15 protein-coding genes and 12 tRNA genes are annotated in these 16,509 nt (G+C 54.6%); 7 read left to right on the forward strand and 20 right to left on the reverse strand.

The genetic code is table 11. The annotated features are described in order from the left end of the window. Positions 1 to 94: 94 nt before the first annotated feature. The gene (locus tag C5Y83_RS10535; protein WP_105329628.1) at positions 95 to 724 is read right to left on the reverse strand and encodes a hypothetical protein; all 630 of its coding nucleotides are present in this window, start codon (positions 722 to 724) and stop codon (positions 95 to 97) included. 311 nt (positions 725 to 1,035) lie between these two features. Continuing rightward, the gene (locus C5Y83_RS10540) at positions 1,036 to 1,683 is read right to left on the reverse strand and encodes an RNA ligase family protein (RefSeq protein ID WP_105329715.1); all 648 of its coding nucleotides are present in this window, start codon (positions 1,681 to 1,683) and stop codon (positions 1,036 to 1,038) included. 125 nt (positions 1,684 to 1,808) lie between these two features. Between C5Y83_RS10540 and C5Y83_RS10545 the strand changes: the two genes are divergently transcribed. Further along, positions 1,809 to 2,090: a hypothetical protein gene (locus C5Y83_RS10545; protein ID WP_105329629.1), complete on the forward strand. Its 282-nt coding sequence runs from the start codon at positions 1,809 to 1,811 to the stop codon at positions 2,088 to 2,090. A gap of 25 nt (positions 2,091 to 2,115) precedes the next feature. Here the strand turns inward: C5Y83_RS10545 and C5Y83_RS10550 are convergent. After that, positions 2,116 to 2,198: transfer RNA gene (locus C5Y83_RS10550), tRNA-Leu, on the reverse strand. Positions 2,199 to 2,205: 7 nt separating this feature from the next. Beyond that, positions 2,206 to 2,718, reverse strand: a complete 513-nt coding sequence (locus C5Y83_RS10555; protein ID WP_105329630.1) for a hypothetical protein — start codon at positions 2,716 to 2,718, stop codon at positions 2,206 to 2,208. A gap of 396 nt (positions 2,719 to 3,114) precedes the next feature. Between C5Y83_RS10555 and C5Y83_RS10560 the strand changes: the two genes are divergently transcribed. Then, positions 3,115 to 3,993 (forward strand): PEP-CTERM sorting domain-containing protein, encoded by an 879-nt coding sequence (locus C5Y83_RS10560; protein WP_105329631.1) that lies wholly within the window; start codon positions 3,115 to 3,117, stop codon positions 3,991 to 3,993. Positions 3,994 to 4,067: 74 nt separating this feature from the next. Here the strand turns inward: C5Y83_RS10560 and C5Y83_RS29395 are convergent. From C5Y83_RS29395 to C5Y83_RS10600, 10 genes are all read right to left on the reverse strand, one after another. After that, positions 4,068 to 4,145, reverse strand: a tRNA-Leu gene (locus C5Y83_RS29395). Positions 4,146 to 4,157: 12 nt separating this feature from the next. Then, positions 4,158 to 4,230, reverse strand: a tRNA-Asp gene (locus C5Y83_RS10565). Positions 4,231 to 4,408: 178 nt separating this feature from the next. Beyond that, positions 4,409 to 4,481, reverse strand: a tRNA-Val gene (locus C5Y83_RS10570). 19 nt (positions 4,482 to 4,500) lie between these two features. Continuing rightward, positions 4,501 to 4,572: transfer RNA gene (locus C5Y83_RS10575), tRNA-Trp, on the reverse strand. Between the two features lie 18 nt (positions 4,573 to 4,590). Then, positions 4,591 to 4,665, reverse strand: a tRNA-Gln gene (locus C5Y83_RS10580). A gap of 71 nt (positions 4,666 to 4,736) precedes the next feature. Beyond that, positions 4,737 to 4,808, reverse strand: a tRNA-Gly gene (locus C5Y83_RS10585). A gap of 14 nt (positions 4,809 to 4,822) precedes the next feature. Beyond that, positions 4,823 to 4,897, reverse strand: a tRNA-Asn gene (locus C5Y83_RS29400). Between the two features lie 12 nt (positions 4,898 to 4,909). Beyond that, positions 4,910 to 4,984, reverse strand: a tRNA-Pro gene (locus C5Y83_RS10590). A gap of 173 nt (positions 4,985 to 5,157) precedes the next feature. Beyond that, positions 5,158 to 5,228: transfer RNA gene (locus C5Y83_RS10595), tRNA-Gly, on the reverse strand. A 33-nt stretch (positions 5,229 to 5,261) separates the two neighbouring features. Beyond that, positions 5,262 to 5,333, reverse strand: a tRNA-Thr gene (locus tag C5Y83_RS10600). Positions 5,334 to 5,407: 74 nt separating this feature from the next. Here C5Y83_RS10600 and C5Y83_RS10605 point away from each other — a divergent pair. Then, positions 5,408 to 5,947: a hypothetical protein gene (locus tag C5Y83_RS10605; protein WP_105329632.1), complete on the forward strand. Its 540-nt coding sequence runs from the start codon at positions 5,408 to 5,410 to the stop codon at positions 5,945 to 5,947. Between the two features lies 1 nt (position 5,948). On the opposite strand, the gene C5Y83_RS10610 is transcribed toward C5Y83_RS10605, so the two are convergent. From C5Y83_RS10610 to C5Y83_RS10635, 6 genes are all read right to left on the reverse strand, one after another. Next, positions 5,949 to 6,020 (reverse strand) — tRNA-Lys (locus C5Y83_RS10610). Between the two features lie 81 nt (positions 6,021 to 6,101). Beyond that, on the reverse strand, positions 6,102 to 6,365 hold the full coding sequence (locus tag C5Y83_RS10615) for a hypothetical protein (RefSeq protein ID WP_105329633.1): 264 nt from the start codon (positions 6,363 to 6,365) through the stop codon (positions 6,102 to 6,104). A 563-nt stretch (positions 6,366 to 6,928) separates the two neighbouring features. After that, positions 6,929 to 7,699: a hypothetical protein gene (locus C5Y83_RS10620; RefSeq protein ID WP_105329634.1), complete on the reverse strand. Its 771-nt coding sequence runs from the start codon at positions 7,697 to 7,699 to the stop codon at positions 6,929 to 6,931. Further along, positions 7,689 to 8,333 (reverse strand): Fic family protein, encoded by a 645-nt coding sequence (locus C5Y83_RS10625; RefSeq protein WP_114304677.1) that lies wholly within the window; start codon positions 8,331 to 8,333, stop codon positions 7,689 to 7,691. The genes C5Y83_RS10620 and C5Y83_RS10625 overlap by 11 nt, the downstream gene beginning before the upstream one ends. Before the next feature lie 65 nt (positions 8,334 to 8,398). Beyond that, complete coding sequence (locus C5Y83_RS10630; protein WP_105329635.1) at positions 8,399 to 9,340, reverse strand: ADP-ribosylglycohydrolase family protein; 942 nt, start codon at positions 9,338 to 9,340, stop codon at positions 8,399 to 8,401. A 14-nt stretch (positions 9,341 to 9,354) separates the two neighbouring features. Continuing rightward, positions 9,355 to 10,506 (reverse strand): sialidase family protein, encoded by a 1,152-nt coding sequence (locus C5Y83_RS10635; protein WP_158262319.1) that lies wholly within the window; start codon positions 10,504 to 10,506, stop codon positions 9,355 to 9,357. Between the two features lie 363 nt (positions 10,507 to 10,869). Here C5Y83_RS10635 and C5Y83_RS10640 point away from each other — a divergent pair, with 363 nt between their 5' ends. From C5Y83_RS10640 to C5Y83_RS10655, 4 genes are all read left to right on the forward strand, one after another. After that, positions 10,870 to 14,055, forward strand: coding sequence for a response regulator (locus tag C5Y83_RS10640; RefSeq protein ID WP_105329637.1), 3,186 nt, complete (start codon positions 10,870 to 10,872; stop codon positions 14,053 to 14,055). Between the two features lie 83 nt (positions 14,056 to 14,138). Next, positions 14,139 to 15,383: a sensor histidine kinase gene (locus tag C5Y83_RS10645; protein ID WP_105329638.1), complete on the forward strand. Its 1,245-nt coding sequence runs from the start codon at positions 14,139 to 14,141 to the stop codon at positions 15,381 to 15,383. Continuing rightward, positions 15,373 to 15,939, forward strand: coding sequence for a response regulator (locus C5Y83_RS10650; RefSeq protein ID WP_158262320.1), 567 nt, complete (start codon positions 15,373 to 15,375; stop codon positions 15,937 to 15,939). Before C5Y83_RS10645 ends, C5Y83_RS10650 begins: the two co-directional genes overlap by 11 nt. 5 nt (positions 15,940 to 15,944) lie before the next feature. Further along, on the forward strand, positions 15,945 to 16,457 hold the full coding sequence (locus tag C5Y83_RS10655; RefSeq protein WP_105329640.1) for a hypothetical protein: 513 nt from the start codon (positions 15,945 to 15,947) through the stop codon (positions 16,455 to 16,457). Positions 16,458 to 16,509: the final 52 nt, after the last annotated feature.

Genomic DNA, 16,509 nt, shown 5'->3' on the forward strand with positions numbered 1-16,509 from the left:
CTGGAGTGTGAATAAAACAGTGGACCTCATCGGAGTCGAACCGATCGCACCGATCTTGCAAGGATCAGTCGCCCCCATCGGCATGCAGGCCCATTTAGTTCATGACGCGTGGATCACCAAATTCACGGACATAGTCATCCCACATCCGGCGTTCCAAATCGCGGCCGTAGTTCTCAGCAAATTCTTCACCACGGGAACACCATTGCTTCTTGTTGGTTTCCCGATCAACGTGATGCCCAAGTTCGTGAACCAGGACACGCATCAAGGTGTAGTAACGAGCCGTCGCACGATTGAACCGACAAACGACATCGAAGCCATTTTCGAGCGACACTTCATCTTCAATCTTCCAAAATGGAATATCGAAACGCTTGATGAAATCCATATCGCGATTGATCGCGCACCAAGCGAACGCCACTTCCAAATTGCAAGGAAACGCACATATCCCGATCTCTCGGCGGCGAAACCAACCTGAAAGGAATTCACTCCCGCTATCGATCCAAATCCGATCGAGCGATTGCCCCCATCGATCCCAAACGGGAAGAATTTGCAAAAAGCGATCGACTTCGTGCGGTGTCACCACGTGACGATATCCGCGCCCTGCTTTGCGGCGTTCGATGGCAACACGCGGTTCGCCGAGATAACCTCTGCCGACTTGCCACGCGTTCTTTTTCTGCACGCGGCCATCTTTGACTTTGGGAGTCGACTTACGTTGCATTCGTTTCATGAGTTCAGCCTGTGTACTAGCCTGACTCGCGTCAGGTTGAAGTGATACGATCCCCTATACACGAGTAATCCATCATCACCATCAAGGTCCGTTCGGGACTCGAACCCGATCCACGTCCTTACCACGGACGGATGCCGCCAAAACACCTACAGACCATGCGTCGACCTTCGTGTTGTCGTCGTCACGAAGGTCGACGATGAAGAAGTAGCGGGTCCGGGAGTCGCACCCGACACGCCAGGCTTATGAGACCTGGTTGAGCCCTCGCTCTACCCGCGTCAATGCACTGCGAAACCGCAATGCGTAGTTGTCCTTTATTCCCAATAGTCACGCCACTTGCTGCCGAACGATTGCTTCAAGCGAGCGAGGTACGCATTGGTTTTGATCTTGGCCATGTGAACATTTCCACGTCGACCTGTTTTGCAAATCACGCCTTCGGCGACGTCGAATTTGCCTGCTCGAACGGCCTCAGTAAAGTTGCCGTTGAACTTGCCTTGGTAGACAACGCGGGCAATCGGGAGTTCGCGAAAAAGTTCGACAAACTCGAACGGATTCAAAAGTTGTCCGTCGACTTCGACATCGAACAACACAATCTGTTTCACATCCTCATCGAGATGACCACCAGCAAATGAATGGGGACCGAAGTACTCACCAAAGCAGCGAACATGGGACCAAGCTTCACAGCTTTGGTCGGAGACAAACTTTGCTTGAAGCGTTTCGGCCAAGGCTAGTGTGAACGCGTCCGCTACCTGGTTGAGTTCCGGGTGTTTCTGTTCGAATTGATCGATGCCTTGCGGATCCCATGAAAAACGATCGCGACGTGTTCCAAATGCCTGCCAACCTTGCTGCCGAATCCAATCGAAATGTACGTTAGTCCCGTCGAGCTTTTCGAACGCAAGGCACTTGCCGAGTGGAAAGTCGCGTGCATCGGAAATCTTTGGATAGTACAGTGGTTTTGCCATAAACTTGTTGCAATCGTTGAACAAATAACTTTCTCGGAATCATTTCGCAATCATGTTTACAGTGGCCCACAGCGGACCGTAGATTAAAGCCGCCCTAAGTCCATCTCCCATCTAAACAGGTGCTTATGAAGATCTACGTATACGCCCGACATGTGCGAGACGACTCAGGTGAAATCTGCGAAAACAAGCACGACATCAACTCCGACAATTCCGTTTTGTGGGCGGACGAAGACGAAGACACATTAATCGAAATGGCACTGGAACGCCTGGCGGAACGTCGCGACGACGGAACGGACGAATTCGATTGGCAGTGTTGTCGTAGCGTGCTGGTCTACCTCGACGGTCCCGAGATTCAGTTCGATGACGAAACCGGCACCTACCTTCCCATCACCGATTGGGACGAATAGCTTGCCGACAAAGCGTTCCTATAAGTAGCCAAGGGGAGACTTGCACTCCCACGCCCGATGGGCACGACGTTCTAAGCGTCGCGCGTCTTCTAATTCCGCCACTTGGCCAAATGGGTTAGCGACCTTCGAGCCGCCGTTCGATTTCTTCCGTTTGATCGACGACATGGATGTCGCGTTGCAATCGATATATCTCAAGCTTGTCGTCGAGGTAGACCGAAGGAAGGTCGAGCACCACATAGTTTTGAATTCGTTTTCGCATAGCGATTTTGCCTGACGTTGGGATGTTGCGCGGTACGATCAACCAAGCATTGCCTCGCTCGGCGAGTTGCCCCTGGATAGCGTCGATCGCTAGTTGACGACTTTTACGGGTGAGCATGTTGAGCACGTGGTTACAAACGATTGTGTCGTACGTTCCCTTGACCGGTTGTGGTCGATAATAGGGATCGAACGCATCCCATCCGAGGTGATCGGCATCGCTGCCAAACCCACATCCGTAGTCGAGCGTTCTGCCGGTGATCAGGTCGGCGTCGACCAACCAACGAGCCGCGAAGCTGACTCGTGCACGACGCAATGCGCCGCCAAGTTCCTTGATGAAGCGAAACCCGCGTTTACCTTTCAGCTTGGGCACAGGAAGTCACCTCCTCGTTTCGGAACTGGGCTCGTTCTCGGGAAATGGGTAGTGGAGGAATCGAACCACTCGTCTGCCACCCCGCTTCTTTTCTGACCGCGGCTTTACAGACCGCTGCGAGGATCACCACCCGAACTTGCTTATTTGCCGCAGTTAATAGCTCTGAACAGCACACTTTGAGCATCAGCAATCACTGATCGATCGGGGTTCTTTAGCGTGTGGTGGCGTCACAAACCCCACTACAGGCCACTCCAGGACAACCCAGGCACCCCATTTTCTCAATATTTAGTTGTAAATGTTCGCATCGTGTTCATCATGGAATCAGGCCCATCCTGAAGGGGTAAACGATTACTCCATGGGTACGAATTCATTGCTTTTGATGCCAGGGAACGACCAATGTACCGAGCTTTCTGCCGGGGATTCGCGGGTCTCGCGATCGCCATCTCCGGTGTATCCTTCAGTTTCGCAGGGATGCTTTCCAACGGTCCGCTGACCGTCGAAACGAATGACACGACGGGCACCGTCCATGACATCACGTTTAATGGAACGCACTTCTTCGAGTACAACCCCATCGCCGATTTCGGATTTCAAGGCAAAAACAACCCAACCTTGGAACTCAACCAGTCGAACGCGGCCACCGACTACTTTGATCTTTCGATGAGCGGCTTGAGCTACTCGGGAACGTACGATAACGTCCTCGACATCGCTTTCACGCGCACCTACTCTTTGGTCCCCGGTCAAAATGTATTGCGAGTGGAAACTTCGTTTACCAACAACTCTGCAGATGCTGCGGACTTCTCCTACTTCGACATCTACGATCCTGATCCAGGTGCAACGTCGGCGGCGGACGATGTGGCGACTATCAACGATCGTTTCATCCTCGACTCGGTTGAAGTCGGCCAGGCTTCGCTTGCTTCTGGCCTTTCCGTTTTGATTGGTTCGTACGATTCACGCGCTGTTGTTGGTTCCGGCAATCCGACCGGCAACTGGACGTCGTTCTTTTCGTCGGGCAATCCCGATGCCAATGGGGCATTGTCAGCTGCCAACCGTTTGCAAATCGGTTTGCAAACTACACTCGCCTCTGGTGCGATGACCTCGTTCACTTATGATCTGGCATTCGGCACCAGCGTGTCGGGCACACAAAACGAATTCATCGAAGCGAACGTCGCCACGGTGCCCGAACCAACCTCACTGGCCCTTTACGGCCTCGGCACTCTGTGTTGTGGAATCGGTGCGGCTTACAAACGCCGAATGAAGAAGAACAAGGACGCCTAGTTCTCAAGTTCTTACAATCAGCTTTCAGGAAACAGGCGACCTCGCGGTCGCCTGTTTTCGTTGAGCACCACAAGTAGCACAGGTGGGAGTCGAACCCACAGACAATCACGAAGGTTTGAGCTTCGCCGCTTTACCGATTTGCGTACCATGCCATGTCAAAAAAGCGTTCCCGACCGGATTCGAACCGGCGATCTCCTGCGTGACAGGCAGGCGAGCACTCCGCTGCTCCACGAGAACTTATTGATGCGCGATAACTCGCGAAGTGATTTGGCAAACCGAGAGCTGAGTTCTCCCCGTATCTCACGGATGAGATGCTCCCAACGGCGACGAAGTCGCGTTGGGGAGCCGCGAGGAGCTATGCTCTGAGCTTGGCGAGGGACGAGAGATGGTACGATGCCATCTCGTCCCAGAAAAGTCGTCCTGGAGGGACTCGAACCCCCGATCGACTCTTTGTAAGAGAGTTGCCGTTGCCGCTGGGCCACAGGACGGTTGTTTTACTCGTGTGAGCACGCCCCCAAGGATTTGAACCCTGACCTAGCTGGTTTGGAATCAGCTGTGCTACCGTTACACCAAGGACGCTCAATTCAATCGAAAAAGCTGCGAGGGTTGGAATCGAACCAACGACCTCCTGGTTCAGAGCCAAGCGATACTACCAACAGCTTCTACCTCGCAAGACTGCTGACAAGAGACTAACCTACAGCGAACAAGGTTCGCATCATCGGTTGAACTTTTGCCAAAACAAGAGTGCTCTGCGGGAGTCGAACCCGCCTCGCCAGGTTGGAGGCCTGGAACCTTTGCCGCTCGGCCAAGAGCACAAATCTCATGAAAGCTGTGGAGGCAGGAATCGAACCTGCGTCTGGGCGGTTAACAGCCGCCATCCCGTACCAACACAGGACCCACCACACAATTGTTTGAGTCACGATGACTGGATTCGAACCAGCGATCTCGTGCTCCCGAAGCACGCGGATTAGCCAAGCTTTCCCACATCGTGAAGTTTGATTCGTCGTCTTGAGAAGGAGAGTAGAAAGGAGAGCCTTAGACCGTGTTGATTCCAAGAAACCCGGGCGTTAGCAACTGGAATTGCTATTTTTGCATTCACGCGCTGGCCCCTTTCTTTCTCCCGTTCTACTTTTTCCTCTCAACTCTCTTCTCACCTTCGGCGAGAGCGCCCAGTGGGAGTCGAACCCACACTTCCGCCATGGCAAGGCAGTAGGCTGCCGCTACATCATGGGCGCTGATCTATCTGCTGAATTGTCAAAGATCGTGAGAGCACAGGGAGGGATTCGAACCCTCGTCGCCGCATTACGAGTGCGATGTCCTAGCCGCTGGACTACCAGTGCGTGTTGCCGGTTTGCGAACAGCCTCTTAGAATCATTTCAGCAATTCGCATCAAATTCTTCAGGAAGCGATTCTCATGGAAGTCACCGAAGTACCGTGGAAGACGCTGGATCGCTCCGAATACGCCGACTTGCCGGTCATTCAGCTCAATCACAATGCCCAAGACCAGCGTCCGGCCGATGCGGCTTACCTGGTCACACGCGATGGTCGTCCGCTGTTGCGTGTTCAACTTTGGCGAAGCAACGCGGAAGTCTTCACGTTCCGCGAAGCGGGCATCTGGCAAGGCTTTCTGATTGTCGGCTGGGGACACGCCTATTACGTGGTGGATGTTGATCAACAACAGGTCACACGACACGACCTGGCATGTTACTTCGGTCACCTCTTTTTCGAATCGTCGGTTTGTCTGATTGCCTCCGCGGAAAATGTGGTTCGTCTTGATTCGTCAGGCCAACCGCTGTGGACGTCCGACCGTCTGGGTATCGACGGGGTCATCATCACGGCGGCTGATACCAACACCGTTATTGGCAAGGGGGAATGGGACCCGCCTGGCGGCTGGCAACCTTTTCGCTTGAAAGCTTCCACGGGCCAAGTCCTCGATCCAATCGATAATCACTAAGTGGGACAGGAAGGACTCGAACCTTCACCCGCCTGGTTAAGAGCCAGGGATGCTGCCGTAACACCTCGGTCCCATTTGATCGCTTTAGGTTCCATTCACCTTGGTCCGTCGCAGCGGCAGTACGCTACGACGGACCTGTGTGCAGTACCGATGCTTACTTAAGTTTGGGTAGCGCATCGCCGGTCGCTTTCTTATGACCTTTGATCATCGCGTGCGAATCGGGGAGATGTGCTTCTGAAAGCTTCTCCGTCGAGACGCACGTTACTTCCCAGCCATCGACAAACGAGCCGTCGGCTTGCTTCAGCTGCACGTAGTTGTGCAGCTGGGCATACTTCTCCGGGATCCACGACGTGAGTTCAACGGCCGTGGTTTGACTCGTACGTTTGACCAATCGGCACTGTTTGTAAAAAAGGGTCATCGATTTCCTTCCTGGAATTTGGCTCGCTGGTTAAGTGGCTGTTAAGTGGTAGCCCTGGGAATCGAACTCAGCGCGGCCCGAGTATCAGTCGAGCATGGACAACCAGTCCTCGACTACCGCAGTGGGGCGCGTACCTTTCACGAAGCCCAGCATATGGCCAACGTTTTGACCACTTGGGTTCGGTAGGGACACAAAAAAAGCCCGGCGTCGCTTATGACACCGGGCTTTGGATCAGCCGTTGGGTTTTATCCCATGAAGTCACAAGCGCAGAAAATGAGCCGGATAACCGTTCCCTGTTGGCACAGGCAACTGCTTACCGCCGTCAATCTGAAGTCGATCTATGTTGAAGTTTGGCAACATGGAAAGTTCTTCTCACTGGTAACTAAAAGGGTGAATGTGTTTGTCTGGATAGTTAGACGAGCGTTGTCTCAGATGGTTCGCTCGTTTTTTGGAATTCTTGAAAATGAATTTCGTGCCGGCGATAAGAGATCATGTGTCGAATCGATAAGTCGAAACATTACGCAGCTTCAGTTTGCGTATTCAGAAAGCTAACCAGGGAACAATCATTCCTCAGGCCCATATGCTTGTTCGAAGCGTTTCTTAACGCCAATCGCCGCGATTTCATCGGCGAAACGGATGATTGCATCATCCGAAGGAGCCACCCAGCTTTCAAAGTTTCGATCGGCGATTTTCTCGATTTCATCGAAGACGGGCGAGCCACTGAGTGATGTAATCCACAGGGCCGTTTTTTCCTCCAAGTCGAAGAACCATCGGTCTTCACAGTCCGTTTGCTCGATCTCTTGTCGTGTTAGCATCTGCAGTGTTTCACGAATCGCTTGCTGGTCAATTGTGTTTGATGTGGTCGCGATGCTCTTCGCTTGCTGATCCAAATCTTTCAGCATTTGATCGACCTGTTGTCGTCGAGCGATGAGTCCCTCCAGGAGAATTTGTTTCGCCTCATTGATTCGCTCCCAACCGATGGCGATTAATTCGTCTTGAAACTTGGGCAGCAGCGTAATGTAAACGTACCCGTCGGGAATCCAGTCCCCCAACGCTTGTCGCAGCGCCGCATTGACGATCTTCAAGGACTCGTAGGCGACCATGACTTCGGCGGACGCGGCTTTCTTTCGATACTGGGTTTCTGTGCCGTGGCGATACTTCTCGATGTGCTTTTCATAGAAGTCTTGGCTTGATACGACCAGCCCGGCCTCGACTCCTTTCACGTGACGCTCCAACTCTTGTGTGAGCAGTTCACCAATCTTGAGAGGATCGATTTGCGGAAGGTAGGTCTGCTCGTCCTCTCGCCAGAAGATGCGTGGGCTTTCAGCGGCCATGTTTTTCGATCTCCTCGACAATAAACTCGACGAACGCCGAGTAGCAGCGCCGACTGCCGGACACGAACGGGAAGGCAAACAATCGGCGGTAGTCTGGCAGTGGCAGCCTGGCACGATAGCAGAAGTAACTCAACCACAAGATCGCGGCTCGGGCGTTTCCATCAGGAAAGGGATGCACGAAGATGATATCGAGATAAACGCGAGCCGCCTTGATAATGGCCGGGCAACTATCCGCAAGATCTGCGGCCACCTTTCGCGCGAACAACTCGGGAAGCCCAGCAAAGTAAGCGTATCGTTCGTGGCGACAGGGAGTAAACGCGTTCGTTGCCCGGAACGCCACGTTATCAATTCCCAGTACCGCTTGCTGGACCTGACAAAGATCTTGAAATGTGGCTGGCCTTGTCAACGCCGCGATAGATTTGATTTGCTCCACCGCCGACAGGCCGCAGCGACGGACCAGCAACGATTCATGGATGGTGTTGATCTCCGCGATCGAAGGGGCAACTTCCCTATTTGCAACATCAAGAGACATTGATTCCCAAGGCATTTCGAGGGTGGTCGCCAGGTGAGGAATGAGCGCGTCGACGTATTGCCATTGGCGAACGTTGGATACCTTTTTAAAGAGGAGAGGCATACCCGACCACTTCACTTCTTACGGGGACGAATCACAGGGAATCTTGTCGCATTCGATGATACGATCTAACGACTGACCGACGTTTCTTGATGCCGCTGAAACAATCGCTTCGCCAAGTCCATAATGTAGCTTCGCCCCTTGGCTGATTCCTCGAGGTGTTTCAGAAGCCGCGCAGGAATTCCTTCGATGCCGAGATAAGCCCCGCTGATCGCCCCCGCCATGGCCGCCAAGGTATCGGTGTCGCCGCCCAGCAGAATGACGTTACCAATGGTTTCGGTATAAGAGTCAGGCGTTAGCGCGAAGCTGGCGATCGCGGTCGGAACCGACTCGAGGGCCTCGATCCCATTGCCCAGCTTTGCGAGTTGTTCGACCAATTCAACCTTCGCGGCAGCCGCCAGCTTCGCGCGGTGATCTTCCGATTGGCAGTGAGATAGCAAGTATGAAAAGAAGTCGGCTCGATCGAAGGAGGTCGTCTTCGTCACGTAAGCAACAGCGGCGGCGATAAGCTGGGCGCCTTCAATTCCCAGCGGATGAACGTGTGTCGGCAACGAGGAGAACTCTGCTTGCTTCAACAGCTCCTCCGAATTGCCCTGGAAGATTAGCCCGACCGGCGCGACACGCATCGCCGCCCCGTTGCCGTACGAACCGCCAGGAAAGTGCTTTCTGGCGACCGCTCGATGGTCTTCGCCATCTTCCATCGCTTCGATCACCATCCGCGCTCCGCGGCCGTAGCCACGCGAAGGGACGTAGTTGGCTACGAACGCAGCGCAAAGTGGTTCTTCCAAAATCTCGCCATGGTCGGCCAAGACTTCGGCTATGGCGATCGTCATTTGCGTGTCATCGGTGTACCAGATTTCATCGGTCACATAATTGATCAGCGAATCGACGTTCGAGAATCGTTGCCGCAGATGCTCGGCCGATTGGGCCTCGAAGCGGCCGCCCAAAGCATCGCCAACGGCCAGTCCGCACAGACATCCTTGAAATCGCTGTTCCAGTGAAACGCCCAATGCTTACCGCCTGACTACTTGGGTTGAGGAACCGGGACGCGGAAGAGAGTGATTGTATCGTAGGCACTCTTTTCACCAACCTCGCCCAGGCAGCCTACCATGCCGTCGCCAAGAGGAGCCAAACACGAATAAGCGGAGTTCCCAGGATATAGAGTTTGTTGCCACGACCAATCCTTCCCATCATCGAAGCTACCTAGGATGGTCAGGTTGCGGCGTTTCTTCGGATCGCGCGGGCTCGAGAACAGCAGCAAGCCTGGCTGTCCGTCGGTCGGCCACGAGTAGCGAATTAAGCTGGCCTGACAAACGGGCGAAATCATTTGGCGAGCATCGGTGATCTCGGACCAGGTCGCGCCGCCGTCGGTGCTGACTGATTGCGCACGGCAACCTTGGCCGCGGTACGAACGCATATCGATCACCAAGTGTCCCTGATCGCCGACCTCGATAACCTGACATTCGTTCATATCAGGATGGATGGTGCCACCCAGTTCCCAGGTCTTGCCGTGGTCGTCGCTGAAGATCACGTGCGAACCGAAACCATAGCCTTCTTTTCGTACCGATGGATCTACCGAGTAGCTATGATCGCAGGGAATCACCAAGCGGCCTTTGTGCGGCCCATGCTTAATCTGAATACCCACGCCAGGACCGGTGGCATACCAGCCCCAGTCAGGGTTCTTGGTGCTGCTGGTAATCTCTTTTGGCTTGGTCCAAGTCTGTCCGTTATCGTCACTGTGGCAAACCCAAACCGTGCGGGTTGATTTTGCTTTCTTCAGTTTGATTTGCGATTCGTGGTCTTCGCCCAGGTTATGCGTCAGTAGCAAGTGAATGCGTCCGGTCGATTCATCCACCACAGGACAAGGGTTTCCACAGGTGTTGTCTTCATCTTGCCAGACAACGACTTGCTCGCCCCAGGTTTTACCTTGATCGGTCGAGCGTTTCATCACCAGATCGATCGCCCCAGTATCGCTCCGCGAACTGCGTCGTCCTTCGCTAAAAGCCAACATTGTCCCATCGGCGGCTTGGATCAATGCGGGAATACGATAGGTGTGATAGCCATCTTCACCACTCTTCCATACGACGGTAGAGTCGACTTCGGCGGCGGAAGCGGACAGAGTGAAATGAGTGAAGACGAACGCAAGCAAAGCAGCAGACGCAAGCAGAGGTTTCAAGTAGGACATCATCGATCTACCGGAGGGAAGGATATTAGGCGAGCGTGGTATTTGTTGGGTGAAACGGACTTAAGAGTTCCCAAGAGTCTCACAGTAGGAGCCCGAGGTCAACTATTTGGGTTGAATAAGCTTTGCAGGGCGGTCGATTTCAACCCAAGCGAAAATCGGCTGGCGCAATAGCTATTCTAATGCACGCCGAAGTGAGATACCCGGGAAATAACCGACCGCCTGGCCGAGTTAGTCGTTGCCAGGGGAATCCTCCCTGCCTTAAATTAAAGAAGACTTTATGGAGGTATCGCAACACGGATCCTGGCGGTTAGGTCCGTGCGTTTGTTTTGCCCCGCCGAATGCCCCTCATCTTACATGCGAATCGTTCACAAGTTGCTTCTGGCGACCGTTTTGCCAGCCCTGTTGATCTGGGTTGTTGGCTATTACGCCGTAGCGGTGAGCGAACATAGCTTACGCGAGATCATTGAAGATCGCTCCGCTGCCAGGGCGGCGGCCGTGATGGACGAAATCGATCGAGCGTTACGTACGCACGTTGCTAATCTTAAGGCGCTGACTCGCAGCAACTTGGTTCTGGAAACATTAGATGCCGCGAATGAAGAGTTTGCCATGTACTCCGATCCTGCGGCCGAGGTCGCTCGACTGGACGAAGAGTGGCAGACCGGTACCGTGCCGGAGCAGCAGAAGTTACTGTCACGATTCTTAGATAACGAGCTCTCACAAGAATTACGTGTTCGACTGGAGAAACTTCAGGAAGCAACCGGCTACGCGGTGTATGGCGAAATCTTCTTTACCAATCAGTACGGCGGGATCGCCGCGCTGACCAGCCGCACATCGGACTATCGACAAGATGACGAGATGTGGTGGCAGGAAGCTGCCAAGCATGGCGTGTTTATCGGAGATGTTTCCTTCGACGACAGTGCTCGTGTCTACTCGGTCGATATCTGCATGTCGGTCGAGACACAGGAGGGGAAGCTGGCCGGCGTGATGAAAGCGGTGCTCAACATCCAAGAAGTCTTCAGCATCATCGATGGCCAATCGCGCGTTGACACCAACGCACATACCGAGTTCTTTCTGTTTACACACGACTATCGCATCATCCGCGGACCTCCCGGAGTTTCCGCACCGCTGGCGGATGGGCGAAAGTATTTTCAGAACCTCGATCAAGACTTCACCCAGAAAGGGATCATCGCCACCCGACACCGCCCCAACGGCGAAGGTGAGGTGCTTGCCGCTTATGCGACTTCCACCGGCGAGACAGGTTCGCCACAAAACTTGCACTGGATTGTGATGGTCCAACAAGAGGCCGCGCAAGTGTTTGCCCCCATTCGGATCATGCGGCAGAACATTTGGTCACTGGCACTATTCGCAACGCTGTTAACGCTGGCAGTTGCCGGTGGGTTCTCATGGTCCCTTTCGCGCAGGATCCGGGAGATCACGGACGCATCCGCTGCGATTGGCGAAGGGGATTGGGAAGCCAAAGTTCCCGTGCGAGGCAGCGACGAAGCGACCACGCTGGCCAAGCAGTTTAATCAGATGACCGAACAGTTGACCGAAATGAATCAGCAGCTCGTTCGGGCCAAAGAGCAAGCCGAGTCGGCCAATCAGTCCAAGAGCGACTTCCTGGCCAACATGAGTCACGAAATTCGCACACCGATGAACGGCATCATCGGAATGACCGAGTTGCTACTGAACACTGACTTGACGGTGGAGCAGCGCGAGTACCAAAAACTGGTGCAAAGCTCGGCCGACTCTTTGCTCGTGCTGCTAAACGACATCCTCGACTTTTCGAAGATCGAAGCGGGCAAGATGGAACTGGAGCAGATGCCGTTCCGTCTGCGCGAGGTGCTGGGCTCGACGGTCCATACGCTCGCGAGTCGTGCTTCGCAGAAAGGAATCGAACTGGCGGCCCGCATCTTACCCGAAGTCCCCGATGGCCTGGTCGGCGATGCGGGACGATTACGGCAAATCATCGTCAACCTCGTTGGGAATGCCATCAAGTTCACCGACCGAGGCGAAGTGGTGATGAAAGTCGAGAATGAATCGTTCTCAGGCGACAAAATTCGACTCCATTTTTCGGTCCATGACACCGGGATCGGGATTACTTCCAAGCAGCAGAAGACAATCTTCGAGGCGTTCACCCAGGCCGATGCCTCTACCACGCGGCAATACGGCGGCACAGGGTTGGGCCTGGCGATTTCGTCGCAGCTGACCAAGATGATGGGTGGCCGCATCTGGGTGGAAAGTGAACTGGGGGAAGGCAGCACCTTCCACTTTATTGTGGAATTCCGCCGAGCAGCCGATGCCGCCCCAACCACACCGGCGGGGCTCGATACGCTGTATGACTTGAAGGTGCTTGTCGTTGACGATAACCTCACCAATCGCATCATCTGCGAAGAGATGCTCAACAGCTGGGGCATGAAGCCGACGGTGGTTGGCAGCGGCCCGAATGCACTGGTCGAGATCGACAAAGCCAAACAAAACAAGGCGCCGTTCAAGCTGGTGCTGATCGACGTGATGATGCCCGGGATGGACGGGATCGAACTGGTGGAACACATTCGCCGCATTGCTGATCCCTCGCAACTGACGATCATGCTGCTTTCGTCGGCCGATCGTCCGATTGAAGCTCAGCTGGCTGATCGCTTGGGAATTGCCAAGAGCATTACTAAGCCGATCACCCAGTCGATGTTACTCAATGGTATTGCCTCGGCTCTCGGGACCATGCGCGGCGACTCCAAGCAGCTGAACCGCTTCTCGCCAGACGGCAGCACGGAATTTCGCGCTCGAAATATCTTGCTGGCCGAAGATGGCGTGGTGAATCGTAAGGTGGCCGAAAGCTTGTTGGAGAATCGCGGACACCGAGTCACTTCCGTCGAGAATGGCCGCCTGGCCGTCGATGCGTTCCGCGCAGGCACCTTCGACGTGATCTTGATGGATGTGCAGATGCCGGTTCTCGACGGATTTGCCGCGACCACCGAGATTCGCGAGCTGGAAGGAGACTCTCCGCACAAGATTCCGATCATCGCCCTGACCGCGCACGCAATGAAGGGGGATCGTGAACGCTGCTTGGCGGTGGGCATGAACGAGTACGTCTCGAAACCATTTCGTCCGCAAGAGCTGTTCGCCGCGGTTGAACGCGTTCACGAAGATGAAAGCCCGCCTGAGCCAAGTGTCGAGCCGCAAGTGCACTCCAATGGAGCCCCACCCATGGATCAGCAGCGAGCGTTAGAGAACGTCGGCGGGAACCACGAGATCTTGCAAGAGATGATCGAGCTGTTTATTGGGGAATGCCCAAAGCAAATGCACGAGATCGAATCCGCGCATGCCGACGGCGACTTGCAGCGGCTGACCCGTTCGGCGCATACCCTGAAAGGGTCGGTCGCGTTGTTCGCGGCCGACGCGGCCACGGAGGCAGCCAAACGAATCGAATTTATGGGTCGTAACAACAACGTCGATGAATTCGACGCAGCTTGGGCTGAGTTGCAGGAAGATATCGATCAGCTAATGTCTGCACTCGGCGAAATCCGATCCAATGGTAAATAGCAACTTGGCATCACCGACGCAGGTCCCATGATCGCAGCCCCCCCAAACGCGACGCCCTGTTTGCCCTTTTTCCGAAAAGCACCATGAGAATCCTCGTAGCCGAAGACGGATTGATGATGCGACGAATCCTCGTTCGCGCATTGGCCGGCTGGGACTACGATGTCACCGAGGTCGAAGACGGAGCCCAGGCCTGGGCCGAGTTCGAGAAAGAACCATTCCGCATGGTGCTGACCGACTGGGTGATGCCCGAGAGTGACGGCTTGGAACTCATTCGCCGCATTCGCTCGGCCAACCTTCCCTTTTATGTCTATATCATCCTGCTGACAGCCAAGTCGGAAAAAGAAGACCTGGTGGTCGGCATGGAAGCCGGAGCCGACGACTTTCTGGTCAAACCGGTTGACCACAACGAACTGCGTGTTCGTCTGCGTGAAGGAGAGCGAATCGTTCGGCTCGAGCAAGAACTCGCCGACCAGAATCGCCAGCTACGCGAAACGCAAGCAGCCCTCGTTCAAAGCGAAAAGCTGGCCAGCCTCGGTCAAATGGCCGCCGGGATGGCTCACGAAATCAACAATCCCATCGCCTTGGTAGCCAACAACTTGGCCGTCTTGAAAAGGGACGTCGCCTCAGCGTTCGAGATCCTTGACTTGGTACGAACTGCCCAGGAAGATCTGGCGAAAACCAACCCGGAACTGGCCCAACAAGTTGCCGAGTTGGCCGAAGAATGCGATTACGCCTGGATTCGGGACGAGTCGCCGGCGTTGTTCGACCGTTCGTTGGCGGGGCTGAAACGGGTTCGAGATATCGTTCAGAATCTACGGTCGTTTGCCCGCTTGGACGAAGCGAAGCTCGATTACCTCGACCTTCCTGAGGCCGTTACCGCGGTGGCGCAGATCTTGCAGCATGAACTCAGTAGCAAACAAATCAACTTGAAGATCGAGCCGGACAACGTCCCGCAAATCTTGTGCGAACCAGGCAAAATCCAGCAGGTGCTCCATCATTTACTGCTGAACGCGATCCAAGCCAGCGACAATGGGGGGACGATTAGCATACGAACCTCACGTTGTGACACGGGGGTCGCGATCGATGTGCAGGATCATGGGGCGGGAATTCCCAGCAGTGATTTAGCCCATATCTTCGAGCCGTTTTTCACAACCCGCGCCGTCGGAAGTGGTCAGGGCTTAGGATTAGCGGTTAGCTATGGGATTGTGCGCGACCATGGCGGTTCGATCGAAGTCAGCAGCGAACTGGGCTTGGGCAGTACCTTTCGTGTACAATTACCTGTACGTCCGCTCGCAAGTCAGTCAGTGGGAGGAAGCCATGAAAGCTAAGCCAGCCATTCTATTGGTGGATGACGAGCCAGACATTTTGCACTCGCTTATCGGACTGTTGCGCCGCGAATTCACAGTGTTCACGGCCGAGTCGGGTCAAGAAGCGTTGCAGATCATGGCCGACAACACGATCCACGTGTTGATGACCGATCAGCGAATGCCCGAGATGACCGGTGCCGAACTGACCCGCCAGGCGTATCATCGATTCCCGGCAACGACTCGAATTCTGTTCACCGGCTACGCTGATATCAAATCGGTAATCGAAGCGATCAATTCGGGTGGGCTGTACCGTTACGTGACCAAGCCGTGGGATCCGGACGACTTGATTGAACTGCTGCACGAGGCGGTTCGGTTGTACGAGAAGGAAGCGGCTCAGCAAGCTTTGGTTCAGGAAATGCAGCAGTATGTATCGCTGGGACGCCAAGTCACACAGCAGCTAACGCAAGCCCCCGGCGGGCACGCTGTTGACCATGACCTCTTGGAAGCATTCAATCAGGCGGGTAACCTGCTGGAAGACTTAACCCACGAGACGTGCAAACCAGTGGCCGGAGAGTAACCCCCTTGTCCAACAAACGCCCCGTCCTGCTTACGGTCCTGATCGAGCCCCAATCGTTCCGGTGGTATGTGGCCGGAATCGATCTGACGGGTACCGTGACTCCCCTGCTCTGCTCGCAAGAGGGGAACTTCGATGGATACGTCGATCAAGCGTTCGACGACCAGACAAGCTATTTGCGACATCACTTGGCAGGCGTGCTGCAGCGAGGCTGCGATCGGCTGTGGGGCCGACAAGAAAAGCCATGCCAGATTGTCTTCGTGGCAGATGGGATGTTCCTGGATGCTCCACCAGAGCTAACCAATCGCGTGGCCGAGCACTTCGTCGAATGGATGACCAGCCCGCCGGTTGTCTTCTTTGTACGCGAATCGGAGCAAGGCGATGCCGAACTCAAGCCAATCGCCGGTGAAATCACACCGGAGTGGCGCGAGGCAGTCGTCACTGGCCTGCCTCGAATGATCTCACAATGTGGCGAAGACGATCCGTGGGAATTGATCACGACCAAGCCCAGTGTCACGTGACGAGGCCCTGGGCCTTTTGATTTGGCCTAGCATGTTGTTGGCTGACGAACTT

Source organism: Blastopirellula marina (assembly GCF_002967765.1).
Taxonomy (GTDB): domain Bacteria; phylum Planctomycetota; class Planctomycetia; order Pirellulales; family Pirellulaceae; genus Bremerella; species Bremerella marina_A.